General features: G+C 67.1%; 14 protein-coding genes and 1 riboswitch. Of the genes, 5 read left to right on the plus strand and 9 right to left on the minus strand.

Features of this window, described 5'->3' with window-relative positions; genetic code table 11:
* Positions 1-29 precede the first annotated feature (29 nt).
* Positions 30-1,013, minus strand: a complete 984-nt coding sequence (ctlX, locus tag AC1RCS_RS10730; RefSeq protein ID WP_492244670.1) for a citrulline utilization hydrolase CtlX — start codon at positions 1,011-1,013, stop codon at positions 30-32.
* Positions 1,014-1,134: 121 nt separating this feature from the next.
* Here ctlX and AC1RCS_RS10735 point away from each other — a divergent pair, with 121 nt between their 5' ends.
* From AC1RCS_RS10735 to AC1RCS_RS10745, 3 genes are all read left to right on the plus strand, one after another.
* Complete coding sequence (locus AC1RCS_RS10735; RefSeq protein WP_218296254.1) at positions 1,135-1,566, plus strand: Lrp/AsnC family transcriptional regulator; 432 nt, start codon at positions 1,135-1,137, stop codon at positions 1,564-1,566.
* Between the two features lie 221 nt (positions 1,567-1,787).
* The gene (locus AC1RCS_RS10740; RefSeq protein ID WP_218296253.1) at positions 1,788-2,750 is read left to right on the plus strand and encodes a Bug family tripartite tricarboxylate transporter substrate binding protein; all 963 of its coding nucleotides are present in this window, start codon (positions 1,788-1,790) and stop codon (positions 2,748-2,750) included.
* A gap of 290 nt (positions 2,751-3,040) precedes the next feature.
* Positions 3,041-4,549 carry an NYN domain-containing protein gene (locus tag AC1RCS_RS10745; protein ID WP_492244669.1) on the plus strand — a complete coding sequence of 503 codons (1,509 nt, stop codon included), beginning with the start codon at positions 3,041-3,043 and terminating at the stop codon, positions 4,547-4,549.
* A 219-nt stretch (positions 4,550-4,768) separates the two neighbouring features.
* Here the strand turns inward: AC1RCS_RS10745 and AC1RCS_RS10750 are convergent, their stop codons facing one another.
* Entirely contained in the window at positions 4,769-5,626 is an 858-nt protein-coding gene (locus tag AC1RCS_RS10750; RefSeq protein ID WP_492244668.1) for an HAD family hydrolase, read from the minus strand.
* Positions 5,627-5,689: 63 nt separating this feature from the next.
* On the opposite strand from AC1RCS_RS10750, the gene AC1RCS_RS10755 reads away from it, so the two are divergent.
* Complete coding sequence (locus AC1RCS_RS10755) at positions 5,690-6,070, plus strand: hypothetical protein (protein ID WP_492266990.1); 381 nt, start codon at positions 5,690-5,692, stop codon at positions 6,068-6,070.
* 114 nt (positions 6,071-6,184) lie between these two features.
* Here the strand turns inward: AC1RCS_RS10755 and AC1RCS_RS10760 are convergent, their stop codons facing one another.
* The 7 genes from AC1RCS_RS10760 to AC1RCS_RS10790 form a co-directional block, all read right to left on the minus strand.
* Entirely contained in the window at positions 6,185-7,927 is a 1,743-nt protein-coding gene (locus AC1RCS_RS10760) for an ArnT family glycosyltransferase (protein ID WP_492244666.1), read from the minus strand.
* Between the two features lie 156 nt (positions 7,928-8,083).
* Positions 8,084-9,043: a glycosyltransferase family 2 protein gene (locus AC1RCS_RS10765; protein WP_492244665.1), complete on the minus strand. Its 960-nt coding sequence runs from the start codon at positions 9,041-9,043 to the stop codon at positions 8,084-8,086.
* 23 nt (positions 9,044-9,066) lie between these two features.
* A complete protein-coding gene (locus tag AC1RCS_RS10770; RefSeq protein WP_492244664.1) occupies positions 9,067-9,411 on the minus strand; it encodes an EamA family transporter in 345 nt (114 codons plus the stop codon).
* Between the two features lie 2 nt (positions 9,412-9,413).
* On the minus strand, positions 9,414-11,336 hold the full coding sequence (locus tag AC1RCS_RS10775; protein WP_492244663.1) for a hypothetical protein: 1,923 nt from the start codon (positions 11,334-11,336) through the stop codon (positions 9,414-9,416).
* 91 nt (positions 11,337-11,427) lie between these two features.
* Positions 11,428-13,056: a peptide chain release factor 3 gene (locus tag AC1RCS_RS10780; RefSeq protein WP_218296249.1), complete on the minus strand. Its 1,629-nt coding sequence runs from the start codon at positions 13,054-13,056 to the stop codon at positions 11,428-11,430.
* A gap of 146 nt (positions 13,057-13,202) precedes the next feature.
* Positions 13,203-13,985 carry an SDR family oxidoreductase gene (locus AC1RCS_RS10785; protein WP_218339864.1) on the minus strand — a complete coding sequence of 261 codons (783 nt, stop codon included), beginning with the start codon at positions 13,983-13,985 and terminating at the stop codon, positions 13,203-13,205.
* 83 nt (positions 13,986-14,068) lie between these two features.
* Entirely contained in the window at positions 14,069-14,731 is a 663-nt protein-coding gene (locus tag AC1RCS_RS10790; protein ID WP_492244662.1) for a TetR/AcrR family transcriptional regulator, read from the minus strand.
* A gap of 78 nt (positions 14,732-14,809) precedes the next feature.
* Between AC1RCS_RS10790 and AC1RCS_RS10795 the strand changes: the two genes are divergently transcribed.
* Positions 14,810-15,907, plus strand: a complete 1,098-nt coding sequence (locus tag AC1RCS_RS10795; RefSeq protein ID WP_492244661.1) for a DUF2855 family protein — start codon at positions 14,810-14,812, stop codon at positions 15,905-15,907.
* Between the two features lie 62 nt (positions 15,908-15,969).
* Positions 15,970-16,049, plus strand: a riboswitch (S-adenosyl-L-homocysteine riboswitch).
* Positions 16,050-16,102: the final 53 nt, after the last annotated feature.

Below are 16,102 nucleotides of genomic sequence, written 5' to 3' on the forward strand. Positions count from 1 at the left end.
CTATTGAATGTATAGCTGTCCGCGGTTGTTCAGAAGGCGCTAGCGGCCACTTTGATATGGATTTCCGTGGATACGGGGGCATGGCGCCGCGCCAGATGGATGCCCGCCAGCATGCAGCGCACCGAGCCCCCGGCCAGTTCGATGGTGGGCACGGCCAGCGGCAGCAGGCGGGCGCTGCGCTCGATCACGGCCTTTTGCGCGGGCGCCAGGCTGGCCGCCGCGCGCGACGACAGGGCCAGCACGCGGCCCTGGGCGCCCGTGAGTTCCAGCGCGTTGCCTGCGAAGTCGGCGATCTGCGCCGCGCTCAGTTCGATCACCTCGCGCCCGGTTTCGCGCAGGCGCTCGCGCACGGCCTCGCGCCGCGCCGGGTCGGTGATCATGTAGAAGCCGCCCAGCGCGAAATCGGTGCCCACGCAGAGCATCACGTTGGTGTGGTAGCAGGGCTGCCCCCGCGCGTCGGCGGTGGCGAACACCATGGGCTCGTAGTTGAAGTGGGTGCAAAAGCGCTCCAGGGCCACGGGGTCGGCGCGGTTCGACTGCGCGGTGTAGGCGACCCGGGAGATGTGGTCGAGCACCATGGCGCCCGTGCCTTCGAGGAACATGCCGTCGGCCTCGAGGCCCGAGTAGTCGATCACGTCCTGCACGCGGTACTCGGCCTTGAGCAGGTCCAGCACGTCGCTGCGGCGCTCGCGCCGGCGGCTCGCGGCGTACATCGGGTACACGGCCACGTGCCCGCCCGCGTGGGTGGAGAACCAGTTGTTGGGAAACACGGCGTCCGGCGCGTGGCGCTCGCCCCGGTCCTCGAACAGGTGCACGCGCACGCCCGCGGCTTCGAGCCGCGCGGCGGCCTGCGTGACTTCGGCATGGGCTTGGAGCGCCGTCTCTGCCGCGGTGGCGTTCCACGGCCGGGTTTGGAAGGCGTTGTCGTGCGCGGTTTCCGGGTTGGGGTGAAAGTGGTGCGGGCGCACCATCACGACGGCGCGGGGGGCCTGGGCGGAAGCAGGTGTGGGCATGGCGGTGGATGGTGCAAGGAAGGGGGTGGGAGAATTTTGCTGGCAGCCCACGCCAACCAATAGCCTTAGAACTGGTCAAAATGCTGCAAAATCTGCCACTCTGATAGCAATGAGGCCCACTATGAACAGGCTGGACGACACCGACCGGGAAATCCTCAGCATCCTGCGCGCCGACGCGCGCACCCCCGTGGCCACCCTCGCGCAGAAGCTGCGCGTATCGCGCGGCACGGTGCAGAACCGGCTGCACAAGATGGAGGAGGGCGGCGTGATCGTGGGCTACACCGTGCGCCTGCGGCCGGATTCCGAACCGCAGCGCATCCGCGCGTGGATGAGCATCGCGGTGGAGGGCAACGCCGCGCCCGAGGTGATCCGCGCGCTGCGCGGCGAGCCCATGGTGGGCACGCTGCACACCACCAACGGCCGCTGGGACATCGTGGCCGAGGTGCGCGCCGAGAGCCTGGAGGCGTTCGACGCGGCGCTGGGCCGCATCCGCCTCACGCCCGGCATCGCCAACACCGAGACCAGCATCCTGCTGTCCACCTACAAGGCTTGAACCCCGGGGTTGGCGGACAGCCCATTCCGGCCCATGCCCGCCCCACCGGCGCGGCGCGGGCGAGCGGCGGCGGCCGCCGCCCCTGGCGGTGGCACCGAGGCGCGAAACGCGGCCCAGGGGTGCCGCGTTGGCGACAGCGGCTAGGGGGTTTCCGCATGCCCTGGCCGCCGTGGCTGCAGTCCAATGAAGGGGTCTTCGTTTTGCCTTTTCAGGAGCCCGCCATGCAACGCCGCCAGATCATCCAATGGGGAGCCGCCAGCCTCGCCGCCCCCGCATTCCTGGCTCAGGCCCAGAGCTTTCCCAACAAGCCCATCAAGCTCGTGATCGCCTTCCCGGCGGGCGGCCCCACCGACATCACCATGCGCTCCCTGGCCGACAACGCCAGCAAGATCCTGGGCCAGCCCGTGATCGTGGAGAACAAGCCGGGCGCCGGCGGCACGCTGCCCGCGCAGGCGCTGCAATCGGCCGCTGCCGATGGCTACACGGTGGCGCAGATCCCGCTCGGGGTGTTCCGCCTGCCCTACACCACCAAGATCAACTGGGACCCGGTCAAGGACATCAGCTACGTGCTGAACGTCACGGGCTATGCGTTCGGCCTGGTGGTACCCGCCGACTCGCCGCTCAAGACCTGGACGCACTTCGTCGCCTGGGCCAAGGCCAACCCCGGCAAGCTCAGCTACGGCTCCACCGGCACCATGACAAGCCCGCACCTGACCATGGAGCTCATCGCGCAGCAGCTGGGCATCGAGCTGCTGCACGTGCCCTACAAGGGCAGCGCCGACCTCATGCAGTCCATCCTGGGCGGGCAGATCATGGCGGCGGCCGACTCCACCGGTTTTGCGCCGCAGGTCGAGGCCGGCAAGCTGCGCGTGCTCAACACCTGGGGCGCCGAGCGCCTGGCCAAGTTCCCCGATGCGCCCACGCTCAAGGAGCTGGGCCTGAACCTGGTGCAGAACTCGCCCTTTGGCATCGGCGCGCCCAAGGGCACGCCCGATGCGGTGGTCAAGCGCCTGCACGACGCGTTCAAGCAGGCCATGGAGCAGGAAAGCTACCGCACGGCCCTGGCCCGCTACGACATGGTGCCGATGTACATGAGCACGGCGGCGTACAAGAAATTCGCGCAGGACACCTTCACGCGCGAGAAGGCGCTGGTCGAGAAACTGGGCCTGGCAAAGCCGAGTTGAAGTGAGCTCCCCCTGAGCGGCTGCGCCGCTTCCCCCTCTCTCGCTGCGCTGCGCTGGCGGGAGGGGGACGCCCCCAGCGCACGGAAGTGAAGCGCCGCAAGCGGCTTGGCGGCCCTTGCGCGGGGGCACTGGCCTGGGACGCGCCAGTTACGACGTTTCGCTGGCAAACTTTTGTCACTGAAGGTCCGCGCTCAAGCTATTCATCGGTACCGCGACGTGGCCTCTGGAGGGGCGTATGACGTTCCGTGTGATGATCCGTCCCAACATTGAACGGAACACCGCGAGCATTTATGGCATCCCCCTCCGACAGCATCAGCATGGCCCTGTTTTGCGACTTTGAAAACGTCGCCCTGGGCGTGCGCGATGCGCAGTACGAAAAGTTCGACATCAAGCCCGTGCTGGAGCGCCTGCTCCTCAAGGGCTCCATCGTGGTCAAGAAGGCCTATTGCGACTGGGAGCGCTACAAGGGCTTCAAGGCGACCATGCACGAGGCGAATTTCGAGCTGATCGAGATCCCCCATGTGCGCCAGTCGGGCAAGAACTCGGCCGACATCCGCCTGGTGGTGGACGCGCTGGACCTGTGCTACACCAAGTCGCATGTCAACACCTTCGTCATCATCAGCGGCGACTCGGACTTTTCGCCGCTGGTGTCCAAGCTGCGCGAGAACAACAAGCAGGTCATCGGCGTGGGCGTGAAGCAGTCCACGTCCGACCTGCTGATCGCCAACTGCGACGAATTCATCTTCTACGACGACCTCGTGCGCGAGAAGCAGCGCGCGCTGGCCCGGCGCCAGCCCCCCGGCGCGGCACCCGCACCGCGCCGGTCCCCCGAGGAAGAGCGCCATCGCAAGGAAAGCCAGGAGGTGCGCCGCGCCCAGGGCGTCGAGCTGGCGGTGGAGACCTTCGAGGCCCTGACCTCCGAGCGTGGCGACAGCGGCAAGATCTGGGCCTCGGTGCTCAAGGAAGCCATCAAGCGCCGCAAGCCCGATTTCAGCGAGGGCTACTACGGCTTTCGCACCTTTGGCAACCTGCTCGAAGAAGCGCAGGCGCGGGGGCTGCTGGAGTTCGGGCGCGACGAGAAATCGGGCGCGTATGTGTTCCGGGGCCACGGTCCCGCGGCCACGGGGGCCGAGCCCGTGGGCCGAGCCGACGCGCCCGCCGAGCGGCAGGGCGGGGCGGGGTACTTCCGCCATGATTTCCATGCGGTCGCGTCGGTGCCGGAGGCATCCGCTGGCGGCAGCGAGGGCGGTGGGCGTGGCGGTCGTTCGCGCGGGCGCCGGGGCGATGCCGCTGCGCGCGCCGGGGCGATGCCGCCGGATGCGCGCCAGGACATGCCGGCAGAAACCCGTGCCGAGCCGCCGGCTTCCGGCGCGCGCGACGATGCGCTGCCGGAGCGCCCGGCGGGCAGCTACTTTCGCCCGCAGCTGCCGGCGCCCGTGACGGCCCAGGCGCAATCCGGCCATGAGACGGCGCAGGGCGAGGACCTCGCGGACGAGGAACCCGTGCACGTGCCCGTGCAGGCGCCCGTGGCGGCGGCGGAAGGGACCGCGAGCGATGCGCTGCCCGATGCCCCTGCGCCGGCACCCGCGCCCCGCAGCCGCCGCCCGGCATCCACCCCGCGCAAGAGCAGCGGCGGGCGCAAGGCCGGCGCGGCGGGCGCCGCAGCGCAGGCCGATGCCGGGGCCCCGGCCGCGCCATCGTCCAAGGCGGCGGCCCCTGCGGCCGCGCCCGCCAAGGCAGCGGCAACCCGCGCGCGCAAACCGCGCGGGGCGGGCAAGCCGCCCCAGCCCGCCGAATAGGCCTGCGACGCTTGCCAAGCCTGCCAAAGTTGCCACGGAGCCGCCGGGCCGTGCAGCAGCGCATGCCGACGCGGCACGGCGCCCGGGCGCCTTGCGGCGCGGCCTTCGGTACATGTCCTGGCGCGCCGCCTGCCCGCGCACCCGCGTGGGGTCGGGTGGTTAATTTGCTATAAAATATATAGCTATTGGCGCTTTCCTATCAAGCGCCAAGCGGTGTTTTCATTCAAGCCCAGGGGTGGCTCGCTGGGCGCTCGGCGCCTGGCCGCGCCCGTGGCCCGACAGGATGGCCCGCGCCACCTCGGCAAACCCCGCGCCGCGTTCGCCCTTTGTCACATAGCGCGGCAGGTGCCGCAGCTGCGGCACAAAGCGCGCGATGTTGGCCACGCCCACGCTGTGGGTGAAGTGCTCGAACATCGCCTGGTCGTTGCCCGAATCGCCCACGAACACCCAGCGGTCCAGCTCCTGCGCCAGGTCCCGGCCCCACAGCGCGCGCACGATCCAGTTCGCGCCCTGCCACTTGTTGAAATCACCGAAGCAGCCGTGGATGTGGATGCTGCTCACCGTGGTCTGCATGCCCACGCGCTGCAGCACGGCCAGCACCCGCTGCACGGTGTCGGGCGTATGCCGGGCGAACTCGGCGTAGTCGAACGCGATGTCCGTCTCGCGCCCCGCGCTGTCGCTGCTCAAGTCCACGCCGGGCACTTCGGCCGCCACCAGGGCCGCGATCTCGCGCATGCGCGCCTGGTTGGCGCTGCGCGTGGCGGCGTCCTGCTGGTAGCGCTTGGCCAGCGGCTGCCCGGAGCCCGGGCCCCGCGCAAACGCCACGGCACCGTTCTCCGCCACCATCGCATCCACGGGCCAGGCCGCGCCCGCGCCTGCGGTCATGAAGGGCTCGCACCAGCCGATCGGCCGGCCGGTGATGGGGATGACCACGAGGCCCGCCGCCTTCAGGTCGGCCAGCGCCTGCAGCGCGTCGGGCGTGATGGCGCCCTCGGTGGTCAGGGTGTCGTCGATGTCGGTGAAAACGCCCACCAGGTCGCGGCGGGCCTCCGGGGGCCAAAGGTTCAGGGCTTGCATGCGGTATGTCGTTATGCTGCGGCTCTTGCGCAAGAGAGCGCCATTGTCCGGGAGATAGTTGTCGTGCAGCGTGGGGCCTTGATCTTCTTCTTCTTCTTCTTCATGTGGGCGGGGTGCTGCGCTGCGGCCCCCGCCATGGCGCGGGCGCACGGCGATTCAGCGGCCGTCTGCCAGCGCGCGGCCGGCAAGCTCGATGGCCTGGTCCCGGAATGGCGCGACCTCGTCGTGGAGTTCAAGGCCGAAGCCAGGAACCCGTCCGTGCTGGCCCTGGCCGAAGAGCACCGCCAGGGCCGCCTGAAGGCCGGCTTCCTGCACCACTGCCAGCGCGAGTGGGGCACCCACCAGGCCACCTTCGTGTGCTTCAGCGGGTCGGTCACGGCGCTGGGGCTGGCGCTGTGCTTGCAGAAGGACACCAATCCCCATGGGTGGGAGTACCGGCCCTGAGGCCGGTCGCGCATTTTGGTGGTGGCGAGGGGCGTGTTTTCAGGTTGCTTGAAGACACGGACTCATCTCCACGCGCCCGCCCCCCGCGGGTTGTGGTCTCGAAGCCCTCCTGTTTCACCGGAGGTTGGAGAGATGTGGCAAGAGGCGGTATAGCCGGACATGGTGGTCGGTATGCAGCAACTCGAACCATTCGGAAAATCCCGGTCGGTTCGTCACATCGGGGAAGCGCGACGTGTCGACAACAAGCGCGTCGAACCCACCGGCGGCGAGCTTGCGGTGCAACGCCGGCGCAGAGAGATTCTGTACGTCGCGGTAGCGCCACGGCCCGAATACATCACCCCACACAGTCTGGGGGGCATAGTAGAGAGAGTCTTCCAGGCCGAGTTGGTAGAGCCGGCCCGCCGGGCGCAGCCGCAGGTGTTCCCACATTCCATAGCCATTGACCTCGGCACGCAGCAATTGCTCTCTTGCCGCGGGGGTGGTTGCGAGATGTTTGGTTTGTTTGTGGAGCGCCATCCCGGCAGCGACGGAGAGGGTGCCCAGCAGCAGCCAGGTCGTGGCGCGCGTGAGCGACGCAGGCCAATGTGCAGCCAAGCGCTGGACCAACGGCAGACAGGTGCCCACGGAAAGAAGGGCCAGTAAGGGGTACGCTGGCATCAAATACCTGGGGTAGCGCGAACTGGAACACCAGACAATCAGCATCCATGCAGTGAGCCACATGGCTTGGCGCCCTCCGGGTGAACGGCGCAGCGTCGGGACGAAGGGTGCCAGCAATGCGGGCCACAGCGCCCAGTGCGGAAGCGCTGCATTGCGCCGCAAGTCGTCGAACTGCGCTCTGTAGTCCCCGGTATCCCAGTCGTTGAAGCCAAAGAGCGGGCCGCCAATCGGGTTGAAGGGATCTCCCGTGGAGATGAAGTTGCGCGCGTACCAATAGATGCACGGCAACGCCGTGGCGGCGATGACGATCAGCCAGGTGGAAGTGCGCCGGTCTCGGACCAGCAACGCTGCTGCGAAGAAAGGCAGCAGGCCAAGCGCCTGGTACTTGGAGCCCAAGGCGATGCCGAGCAGGAATCCGCTGGCAATCAACCACCGGCGCTTGGCGGTGCTGCAAGCCTGCTGAAATGCGACCGCGGCACACAGCACAAACAGCGTGACGCCCATGTCGATGTATGCATTTTCGAACTCCGCCTTGGTGAGCACCAACCAGAGGACGGCTGCCAGGCATCCTGCGGCACGGTTCAGATGCAGCGCGCCCAAGCCGTAGATCATCCACGCGGTCAGCCACCCGGCCGAGGCATGCAGCAGGTGCGGCACCACGTCGTTGCCGAACAGCAGCGCGGCGGCATACAGCAGGTCGAAGTTGTAGGGGAACCAGGGATATCGCAGCGGGGCATTGACTTGAAGCCGGCCACTCTCAGCCCATTGCCGCGCGTGGGGCAGGTGGTACATCAGCTCGTCCCAGGCCAAGGGAGGCGACAGCGGCCTGACCAGCAAGGAGGCCATGGCGATGACGAGGCAGGCCAGGGCAACTTGGCCACCAAAACCTGCCGTGGGCAGCCGGTCTGAGACCGATGGTGTTTTGCGGTGTTCGGACAGGGCCTGTGTGAGGCCCATCACGAAGCCCCCCAGCCCCAGGGCGGCGATCCAGTATCTATTGAATAGACCTGCGATTCCGAGCGCCTGCAGCAGGCAGATGGCGACGCCCAGCCCGACCGCAGTGGAGAACGCCATGGCCAGGACTGGAGACGGGAGTTCCACCTGGAGCCGGGCAAGGGCCATGCGGCCCGTGCCCCAGCAAGTCAGCAGGAGAGCCCCCAGCACGGCATAGTGCGAGAGCACATAGACGGCCGTGGTCACTTCTCCCGTCCTGGAAGGCCGGGCGAGGCGTTGATGAAGCCAGCCGCCGCCGGGATGTGGTCAATGCCGCCAGGGTTGTCGAAAACGGGTGGGGTTTGCTCCAAGCCAGGACATGGGAACGGCGGAGGCGCTAAATCCATCGGGTAGCCTTGACCGTCACGCGGTCTCATCGAGAAGTCGGCTCAGTGGCTCGACGGGTACATTGCTGACGTCGTGGTGGAGGAAGGCGATCCAGCATTGGATGCCAACGATCACAGGCAGCGCGGCCAGCATGACCGTGCCACTGGTTGCCGGCTCGGCATGAAGCACTCCGTTGATCCATCCATAGATGCCAAACGAAAGCCCGAAGCTCAGCAACGCCAGGCCCGCCAGACTGTACAGTGAGCCCACATTGAAATCGCGGACGAGGTAACTGTAGATGTAGCGTCGCCACAGCCGTGATGCATGCTTGAGCAGGAACTCCGGGAGCACCCTGCCAACCTCCAGGTGCGATTGTTCGTTGGCATATACAGCGTCCATGGGGACATCCTTGACCACGGCGCGCACGGTATTCAGGCGAAACAGCATGTCGGTTTCGAAGAAATAGCGCTGTTCGAGCTTGTCCAGCGGCAACTCGGCCAGTACGCAGGTGCGCGCCGCCGTATAACCGTTGGTTGGATCCATGATGTTCCAGTAGCCGCAACTGAGCTTGGTCATGAAGGACAGTACGGCGTTGCCGAACAGCCGCACCGGTGGCATGCCCTGCACCGACTCGGGCCGGAAGAAGCGGTTGCCCTTCGTATAGTCGGCCTCACCCCGCAGCAGCGGCCGCACAAATTGTGGCAGCAATGCCGGGTTCATCTGGCCATCGCCATCTATTTTCACCACGATGTCCATGCCGTCGGCGATAGCTGCCTTGTAGGCGGTGACGATGGCGCCGCCCACGCCTCGGTTCTGCGGGTTGTACAGCACCCGCACGCGCGCATCGCGGTTGTTCTCCTCGATGAAACGTCCGCTGCCATCGGGGCAGGCGTCATCGACGGCGTAGACAACCTCGACGTCGGGGCCGATGCCGGCAATCACATCGAGTACATGCCGGGTGACCTTGTAGCAGGGAATTGCGACTGCAATGCGCATCTGGGTTTCCTTGTGTCTGCGACTCAGTGCGATGCCAAGGCCACGCCCGCAAGGATTAGCGCTCCGCCAGCCAGGGTGCGCCAGTGCAGCGGTTCGCCAAGGAACAGGCAGGCCAGCACTGGCACGATCAGGAACGCCAGGCCCATAAACGGATAGGCCAGATGCAGTGGAGCATGCCGCAAGATCCACACCCACCCAAGCGTGGTCAAACCGTACAGCGCGAGCGATGCGAGTAGCCATCCGTTGAACACCCAGTCGAGGATCTGAGGCTCCGGCGGTAGCGACTGGGCGGCCTGTTTGAATAGCAGTTGGCCAACCGAAATGCAGACTACGCACAGCAGGGTAAGAAGACTCAGTTGCATTGTCATCATCAAAGGCCCGTGAGTTGCTGGTAGGCATGTTCGGTATACAAGGACTCCAGCAGGCGTGCGCCGTTCCATCGCACCAATGTGCCCACCGGGCAATGGAATGTCAAACGCAGGTCCCCTGCGGCATCGGGACGCAAGTCCGCATTGGCGTGCACGGCGTAGAGGCGGGGTTGGCCATCGGCCCGCAGATTGACCCGCGAAACGGGGCGCTCCGTCCCGAGCTCGGGACGTGTGTACGTGACGTGCGCGATCCGGCACCGGCTCATTCGCTGGGATTGGACCGCCATGTGGACTTCCCAGAGCGCGTTGTACCGCCGCTGCTGCCTGAGCGATGCGACCTCCTCAGCGGAAACGGACAAGGCCAATACCGCTGGTGATTCGGTCATCAGCCACTGTCCATCGGGTTGGCGGGCCATCCCGCTCGCCGATAGGCCGGCATGGTCCGAAAAAACCAGCCGTTCACGGTGCGCCCCTATACGATTGTTGTCAATGGCTACCATTTCATAGCGGCGGACCGTGTTGAAGCACAGCACCGCGATCACGAGCAAGGCGGGTAACGTGATCACCCCAGGCCACAAGTTGACCCGCTGGCATGTCGCCGGGTTGCGGCCGATCAGGGCTAGGTGCCATCGGCTGGGGTGCCAACCTCCCGCAAACCGATATGGGTGCAGAAAATAGGCGGTGCTGAAGCCCGTCAACAACAGCAACCATGGGTCGAGCAGTGCAGAGCTATAGCGGCTGTTGTAGAGAATGGGCAGCAGCTGTGCAAGTACTAGGCCGCCGACTCCTGCGAGAAACAGCCACATCACCAGTTGCCGCCCTGCTGACCATGGCGGCGACGCCGTTGTGGTGGAGGCGAAATGGGGAGTTGGAAGTCGATGCCGGAATGCGGTCCAGCCCTCGTGGCGCCACACCCAAGCCATGTGGATGGTGCACGCCGCCAGGGCCAGCCATTCAAACAGCCGGATGGTGCGCAGCGCATTGCCGTGCACTGCGAGTGAGGCAGGATGGTGCGCCATCCACCACCAGAGTTTGCGTGAGAAAAACGCAAGACCTTCACCCAAAGACAGACTACCGATCTGTATCCAGGCTGCGGAAGACGCCACACGATCCGCAGCGAGGGTCAGGTGATCACGGTTCCCGGTGACCTTGAGGACCAAATCGTTGATGTCATAGGCCAGTCCGAGAAACGCGGGCTCGGTTCCCTGGAACAGCGGGTGCACCCCCAGGTAGAGGCCGGTGCCGGCACCCGTTCCCAGCCCCCAGAGTCCAAAAAGCAGCCCGTTCTTCAAAGTTAGCATGGCAGGCAATGCCAAGCTGATACCGAGGATCCAGGCCATTTGCCTGCACAGCCGTGCGGCAGCTTGCCAAGGGGGCCGCGCGCTTCGGCGCCAGTGCCATGCCAGAAGCAGGGTGGCGAGCAGGCCCAGCGGAACCAGCAACTGCAGCACAGGCCGCGACAGCAGGGTCAGCGTCAGGAACGCCGCACTGGACGCGCGCAGGGTGCGCGATTCGTTTTGACCAATCAACCACTCGGCAATTGTCCAGAGCCAGCCAAAAAGGCCGAAAAGGAAGATGGGCTCCGTCAACTCCGTGGGGAAGTACTTGATCAGTTCTGGGTGCAAGGCGAGCAGCGCAATGGCGACCACACCGGCGCGGAGTCCACCCAGCAAGGTCGCGCAGCGCCATGCGGCCAGCATGCAGCCTGCCCACAGCACGCAGTTGGCTCCACGGATCCAGACGGGATCGGCGCCCCACAGTGCGGGCCATACATAGCCGAGTGGTGCGACCCTGTAGCTTGCAGCGGATGCAAAAAAAGACCAGCCCTGATCCAGCAGCGCTCTTGCGGCTGGCAGATAAACATACTCAGCGTCCGGGTGCAGTCCACCCTTCATCTGTGGGTAGATGCGCAGCCAGCCGATCATGCAGCCCAGCAAGGGCCACATCCAGGCAGCCCATGGTTTCCTATTGTGAAAGGACATTGCAGAGAGATGGGGCACGCGGGGGGCGCTGGGCTCAGCCCGCCTTCTGCAGCGCCAGGCCCGCATGCTCGCGCAGCGGGTGGAAGTGGATCTTGGGAAACCGCTCCTGCGCCAGGCGCACGTCATAGGGGCTGGTGCACAGGTAGGCCAGCGTATCGGCCGCGTCGTGCGCCAGGCGCAGCGGGTAGGCGTCCGTGAAGGCGCGCAGGTCGGCCGCGTTGTCGGCCGTGATCCAGCGGGCGCCCGTGTACTGGCAGCCTTCCAGGCGCACGTCGGCGTCGTACTCGGCCTTCAGGCGGTGCTGCACCACCTCGAACTGCAGCTGGCCCACGGCGCCCAGCAGCATGTTGCCGCCGGCGTCGGGCTTGAAGACCTGGATCGCGCCTTCCTCGCCCAGCTGGGCCAGGCCCTGCTGCAGCTGCTTGGTGCGCAGGGGGTTCTTGAGCACCACGGTCATGAACATCTCGGGCGCGAAGAACGGCAGGCCGGTGAACTGCAGGTTGGCGCCGTCGGTGATGGTGTCCCCGAGCTGCACGCCGCCGTGGGTGGTGAAGCCGATGATGTCGCCCGCGTAGGCTTCTTCCACCGCCTCGCGGCGCTGGCTCATGAAGGTCACCACGCTGGTGGGGCGCAGTTCCTTGGCGGTGCGCTGCACCTTGAGCTTCATGCCCGGCATGTACTTGCCCGAGGCCACCCGCACGAAGGCGATGCGGTCGCGGTGGTTGGCGTCCATGTTGGCCTGCACCTTGAAGACCACGCCGGCGAAGCCCTCGTCCTCGGGCTGGATGGTCTTGACCACGGGCTGCTTGTTGACCTCGAGCGTGCTCACGCGCGGGCCGGGCGGCGGGGCCATGTCCACCAGGGCGTCGAGCACTTCCATCACCCCGAAGTTGTTCACCCCCGAGCCGAAGAACACGGGCGTGAGCTTGCCGGCCAGGAAGGCCTCGTGGTCCCAGGCGGGCGATGCGCCCACGGCCAGTTCCATGCTCTCCAGCGCCGCATCGAACTCGGCGCCGAAGCGCGCACGCAGCGTGGCCTCGTCGGACAGCGGGATGGCCTCGAAGTCCTGCGGGCGGCGCTCGCTGCCGGACTCGAACACCGTCATCGTCTGGGTGCGCAGGTTGATGATGCCGCCGAAGGCCTTGCCCTGGCCCACGGGCCAGGTCATGGGGCAGCAGGGCATGCCCAGTTCGCGCTCGACCTCGTCCATGATGTCCAGCGGGTCGCGCACCTCGCGGTCCATCTTGTTCACGAAGGTGATGATGGGCGTGTCGCGCTGGCGGCAAACCTCGATCAGGCGGCGTGTCTGCGCTTCCACGCCGTTGGCCGCGTCGATCACCATCAGCGCCGAATCGACGGCGGTGAGCACGCGGTAGGTGTCTTCCGAGAAGTCCTTGTGGCCGGGCGTGTCGAGCAGGTTGATCACGTGTTCGCGGTACAGCATCTGCATCACCGACGAGGCCACCGAGATGCCGCGCTGCTTTTCGATCTCCATCCAGTCCGAGGTGGCATGGCGGCTGGCCTTGCGGCCCTTGACGGCACCGGCGATCTGGATCGCGCCCGAGAACAGCAGCAGCTTTTCCGTCAGCGTCGTCTTACCGGCGTCGGGGTGGGAAATGATGGCAAAGGTGCGGCGGCGCCGGGTTTCTGAGGCGTAGGACACAGGGGGGTTCCAGAAGAGGGGCAGGGCGCGCTGCGGCAGGACTCTGCGGCAGTCGGCGCGGCAGGCGCAGCGGCGCCCGGAAGCGGCGATTTTACCGGCGCCCGCTGCGAACCCTCTTCCGGCCGTTCTTCAACGCCCGTTTCCGTTCAGCTGGCCTGTGCCTGCGCCTGGGCGTGCCGGGCATACATCTTCTGCATGCCGCCCAGCCAGCGCTCGTAGTCCTGCCCCTTGTTGCGGAAGTACTGCGCCACTTCGGGGTGGGGCAGCACCAGGAAGCGCCCGTCCTGCATGGCGGCCAGCACGTCGCCCGCCACCTGTTCGGGCGGCAGGATGCCGTCGTGCGAGGCCGAACCGCCATCGCCCGTCACCATGGCGGTCTGCACCGACTGCGGGCACAGGCAGGCCACACCCACGCCCTTGCGGCCATAGGCGATGCGCAGCCACTCGGCGAAGGCCACGGCGGCATGCTTGGTGACGGCGTAGGGGGCGGACTCGACGATGGTCAGCAGCCCGGCCGCCGAGGCCGTGACGAGGAAGAAGCCCTCGCCGCGCTCCACCATCTCGGGCACCACGGCGCGTGCGGCCCACACGTGGGCCATGCCGTGGATGTTCCACATGGCGTCCCACAGTGGGTCCTCGAGTTCGATGCCGCCCGGGCGGCCCAGGATGCCTGCGTTGGAGATGTAGGCATCGACCCGGCCGTAGCGCTCGCGCGTGGTGGCCACCAGCGCCTGGATGTCGGCCTCCTTCGACACATCGCAGCGCACGGCCAGGCCACCGATCTCGTCGGCCACGGCCTGCGCGGGCGCGAGGTGCAGGTCGGCCACGACCACGGCGCGGGCGCCTTCCTGCGCAAAACGCCGCGCGATGCTGCGGCCGATGCCGCTGGCGCCGCCGGTGACGATGATGACCTTGTCCTTGGGGTCCATGCAGTGCTCCGTTGGTGTTTTTTGGTGAGGGCGCCAGTGTCGGGCGGCCCGCGGGGCAAGGCAGCCGCGCAGGTGACAGGGCTTCAGCCCGGCGCGCTGGCGGCCTGCAGGATGGCGGCGCAGCACAGTTGCTCCACACCGTCGGCCCACTGCCGCATGGCGGGGGGATCGAGCTGCAGCAGCAGCGCATAGCGCCGCCCACCCCAGGCCGAGAGGTGCAGCGCCTGCAGCAGTGCTTGCCCGGGCGGGCGGGGCAGGTCGGTGCAGGCGGCAATCACCCGGCCCCAGGCGGCGGCCAGCTCTTCGTGCACGCGGCGGTGGTGCCGGGGCTCGGCCATCTGCGCCTCCAGCGCCAGCATGTCGGGGTGGAAGGGCGGCAGCCCGGGCGCATCCACGCCGCACACCAGGCGCACGAGATGGTGAATGCGCTGCGTCCATGGCAGGCCCTCGGGCTGCACGGCCTCGCGGTCGATGGCGGCGAGCAGGGCCTCGACGCAGTGGCGCACATAGCCCGACAGCAGCGCTGTCTTGTTGGGGAAATAGTCGTACAGCGTGCCGACGGAAATGCCGGTTTCCAGCGCCACATTGCGCGTGGTGAGCTTGTCCCAGCCGTCGCGTTGCCAAATCCGAACAAAGGCGTCGTAGATGGCCTGCACCGTGAAGCGCGCCCGGGCCTGGCGGGGGCGCTTGAGCGGCCTGGGGGCCGCGCTGGAGCTGGCGGCAAGGGTCTTGCGCGGCGGGTTCACCGGTTTCCGAACCCACGCGGCGGCAGGGCGCCATACAGTGCCCTGAGTGTTTTTTCACCCTTGAAACGGAGACTTTCCATGACGCTGCTCACCCGCCTGTTGACCGACAGGAATGCATTGAATCACACCCGCACCGAGGAGCTCCCCCTTGCTCCACTGCAGCCCGGCGAGGCCCTGCTGCGCGTGGACCGCGTGGCGGTGACCACGAACAACATCACCTACGCCGCCTTTGGCGACGCGATGAAGTACTGGGACTTTTTCCCCACGGGCGAAGCGGGCTGGGGCCACATGCCCGTGTGGGGCTTTGCCGACGTGGTGGCCTCCGGCGTGCAGGGCGTGGCCGTGGGCGAGCGCTTCTACGGCTACTGGCCCATTGCGAGCCATGTGCGCATGGCGCCGGTGCGCGTGACGGCCCGGGGCTTCTACGACGGCGCGGAGCACCGCCAGTCGCTCACCTCGGCCTACAACCAGTACACGCGCACCAGCGCCGACCCGGCATACCGGGCAGGCGATGAAAACTACCAGATGCTGGTGCGGCCGCTGTTCATCACGTCGTTCATGCTGGCGGACTTCCTGCAGGACAACGGATTTTTCGGCGCGCGGCGGCTGCTGTTCTCCAGCGCATCGAGCAAGACGGCCTACGGCACCGCGTTCTGCCTGGAGGGGCCCGGGCAGATCGAGCGCCTGGGGCTCACCGCGCCGCGCAACAGTGCCTTCGTGCAGGGCCTGGGCTGCTACCAGCGCACGGTGGCGTATGGTGAGCTGGAGGCCCTGGATGCCGGTGTGCCCACGCTGTATGTCGATTTCTCGGGCGACGAGGATCTGCGCTCGCGCGTGCACCACCACCTGGGCGATGCCCTGGTGTACGACTGCTATGCGGGGTCGGCGCAGAACACGCACTTCCTGCGCGACACGGCCCTGCCGGGGCCCGCGCCCGTGTTCTATTTCGCGCCGGTGCAGATCAGGAAGCGCAATGCGGACTGGGGCCCCGAGGTGGTCAACCAGAAGTTCAATGCCGCCCAGCGCGCGTTCATCGACCGCGTCGGCAGCGCGCACCAGCCCTGGATGCGGGTGCGCGAACACCAGGGTTTCGCGGCGGCGCAGGCCCTGGTCGAGGACCTGCATGCGGGCCGCATCGATCCGCAGGAAGGCCACGTGGTCGTGCTGGCGCCGTAGCGCGGCCCAAGGCACCGAGGCGGGGCGCTCCCTCGCCTCCCGCACTTGCTTTTATAATCCGCCGATCCGAGGAGCGTTGCAGCGTCCCCAGCACTGGCGGGGCGTGAGGCTCGGAGTCATCTAGCAACGACGCTCATCCACTTCTCGTGTGGTGAGCCTTCCGTCTCATCCCCGCGCTGAATGTGGTCTTTCAAA

It is taken from the genome of Acidovorax sp. GW823-FHT01C06, assembly GCF_058798375.1.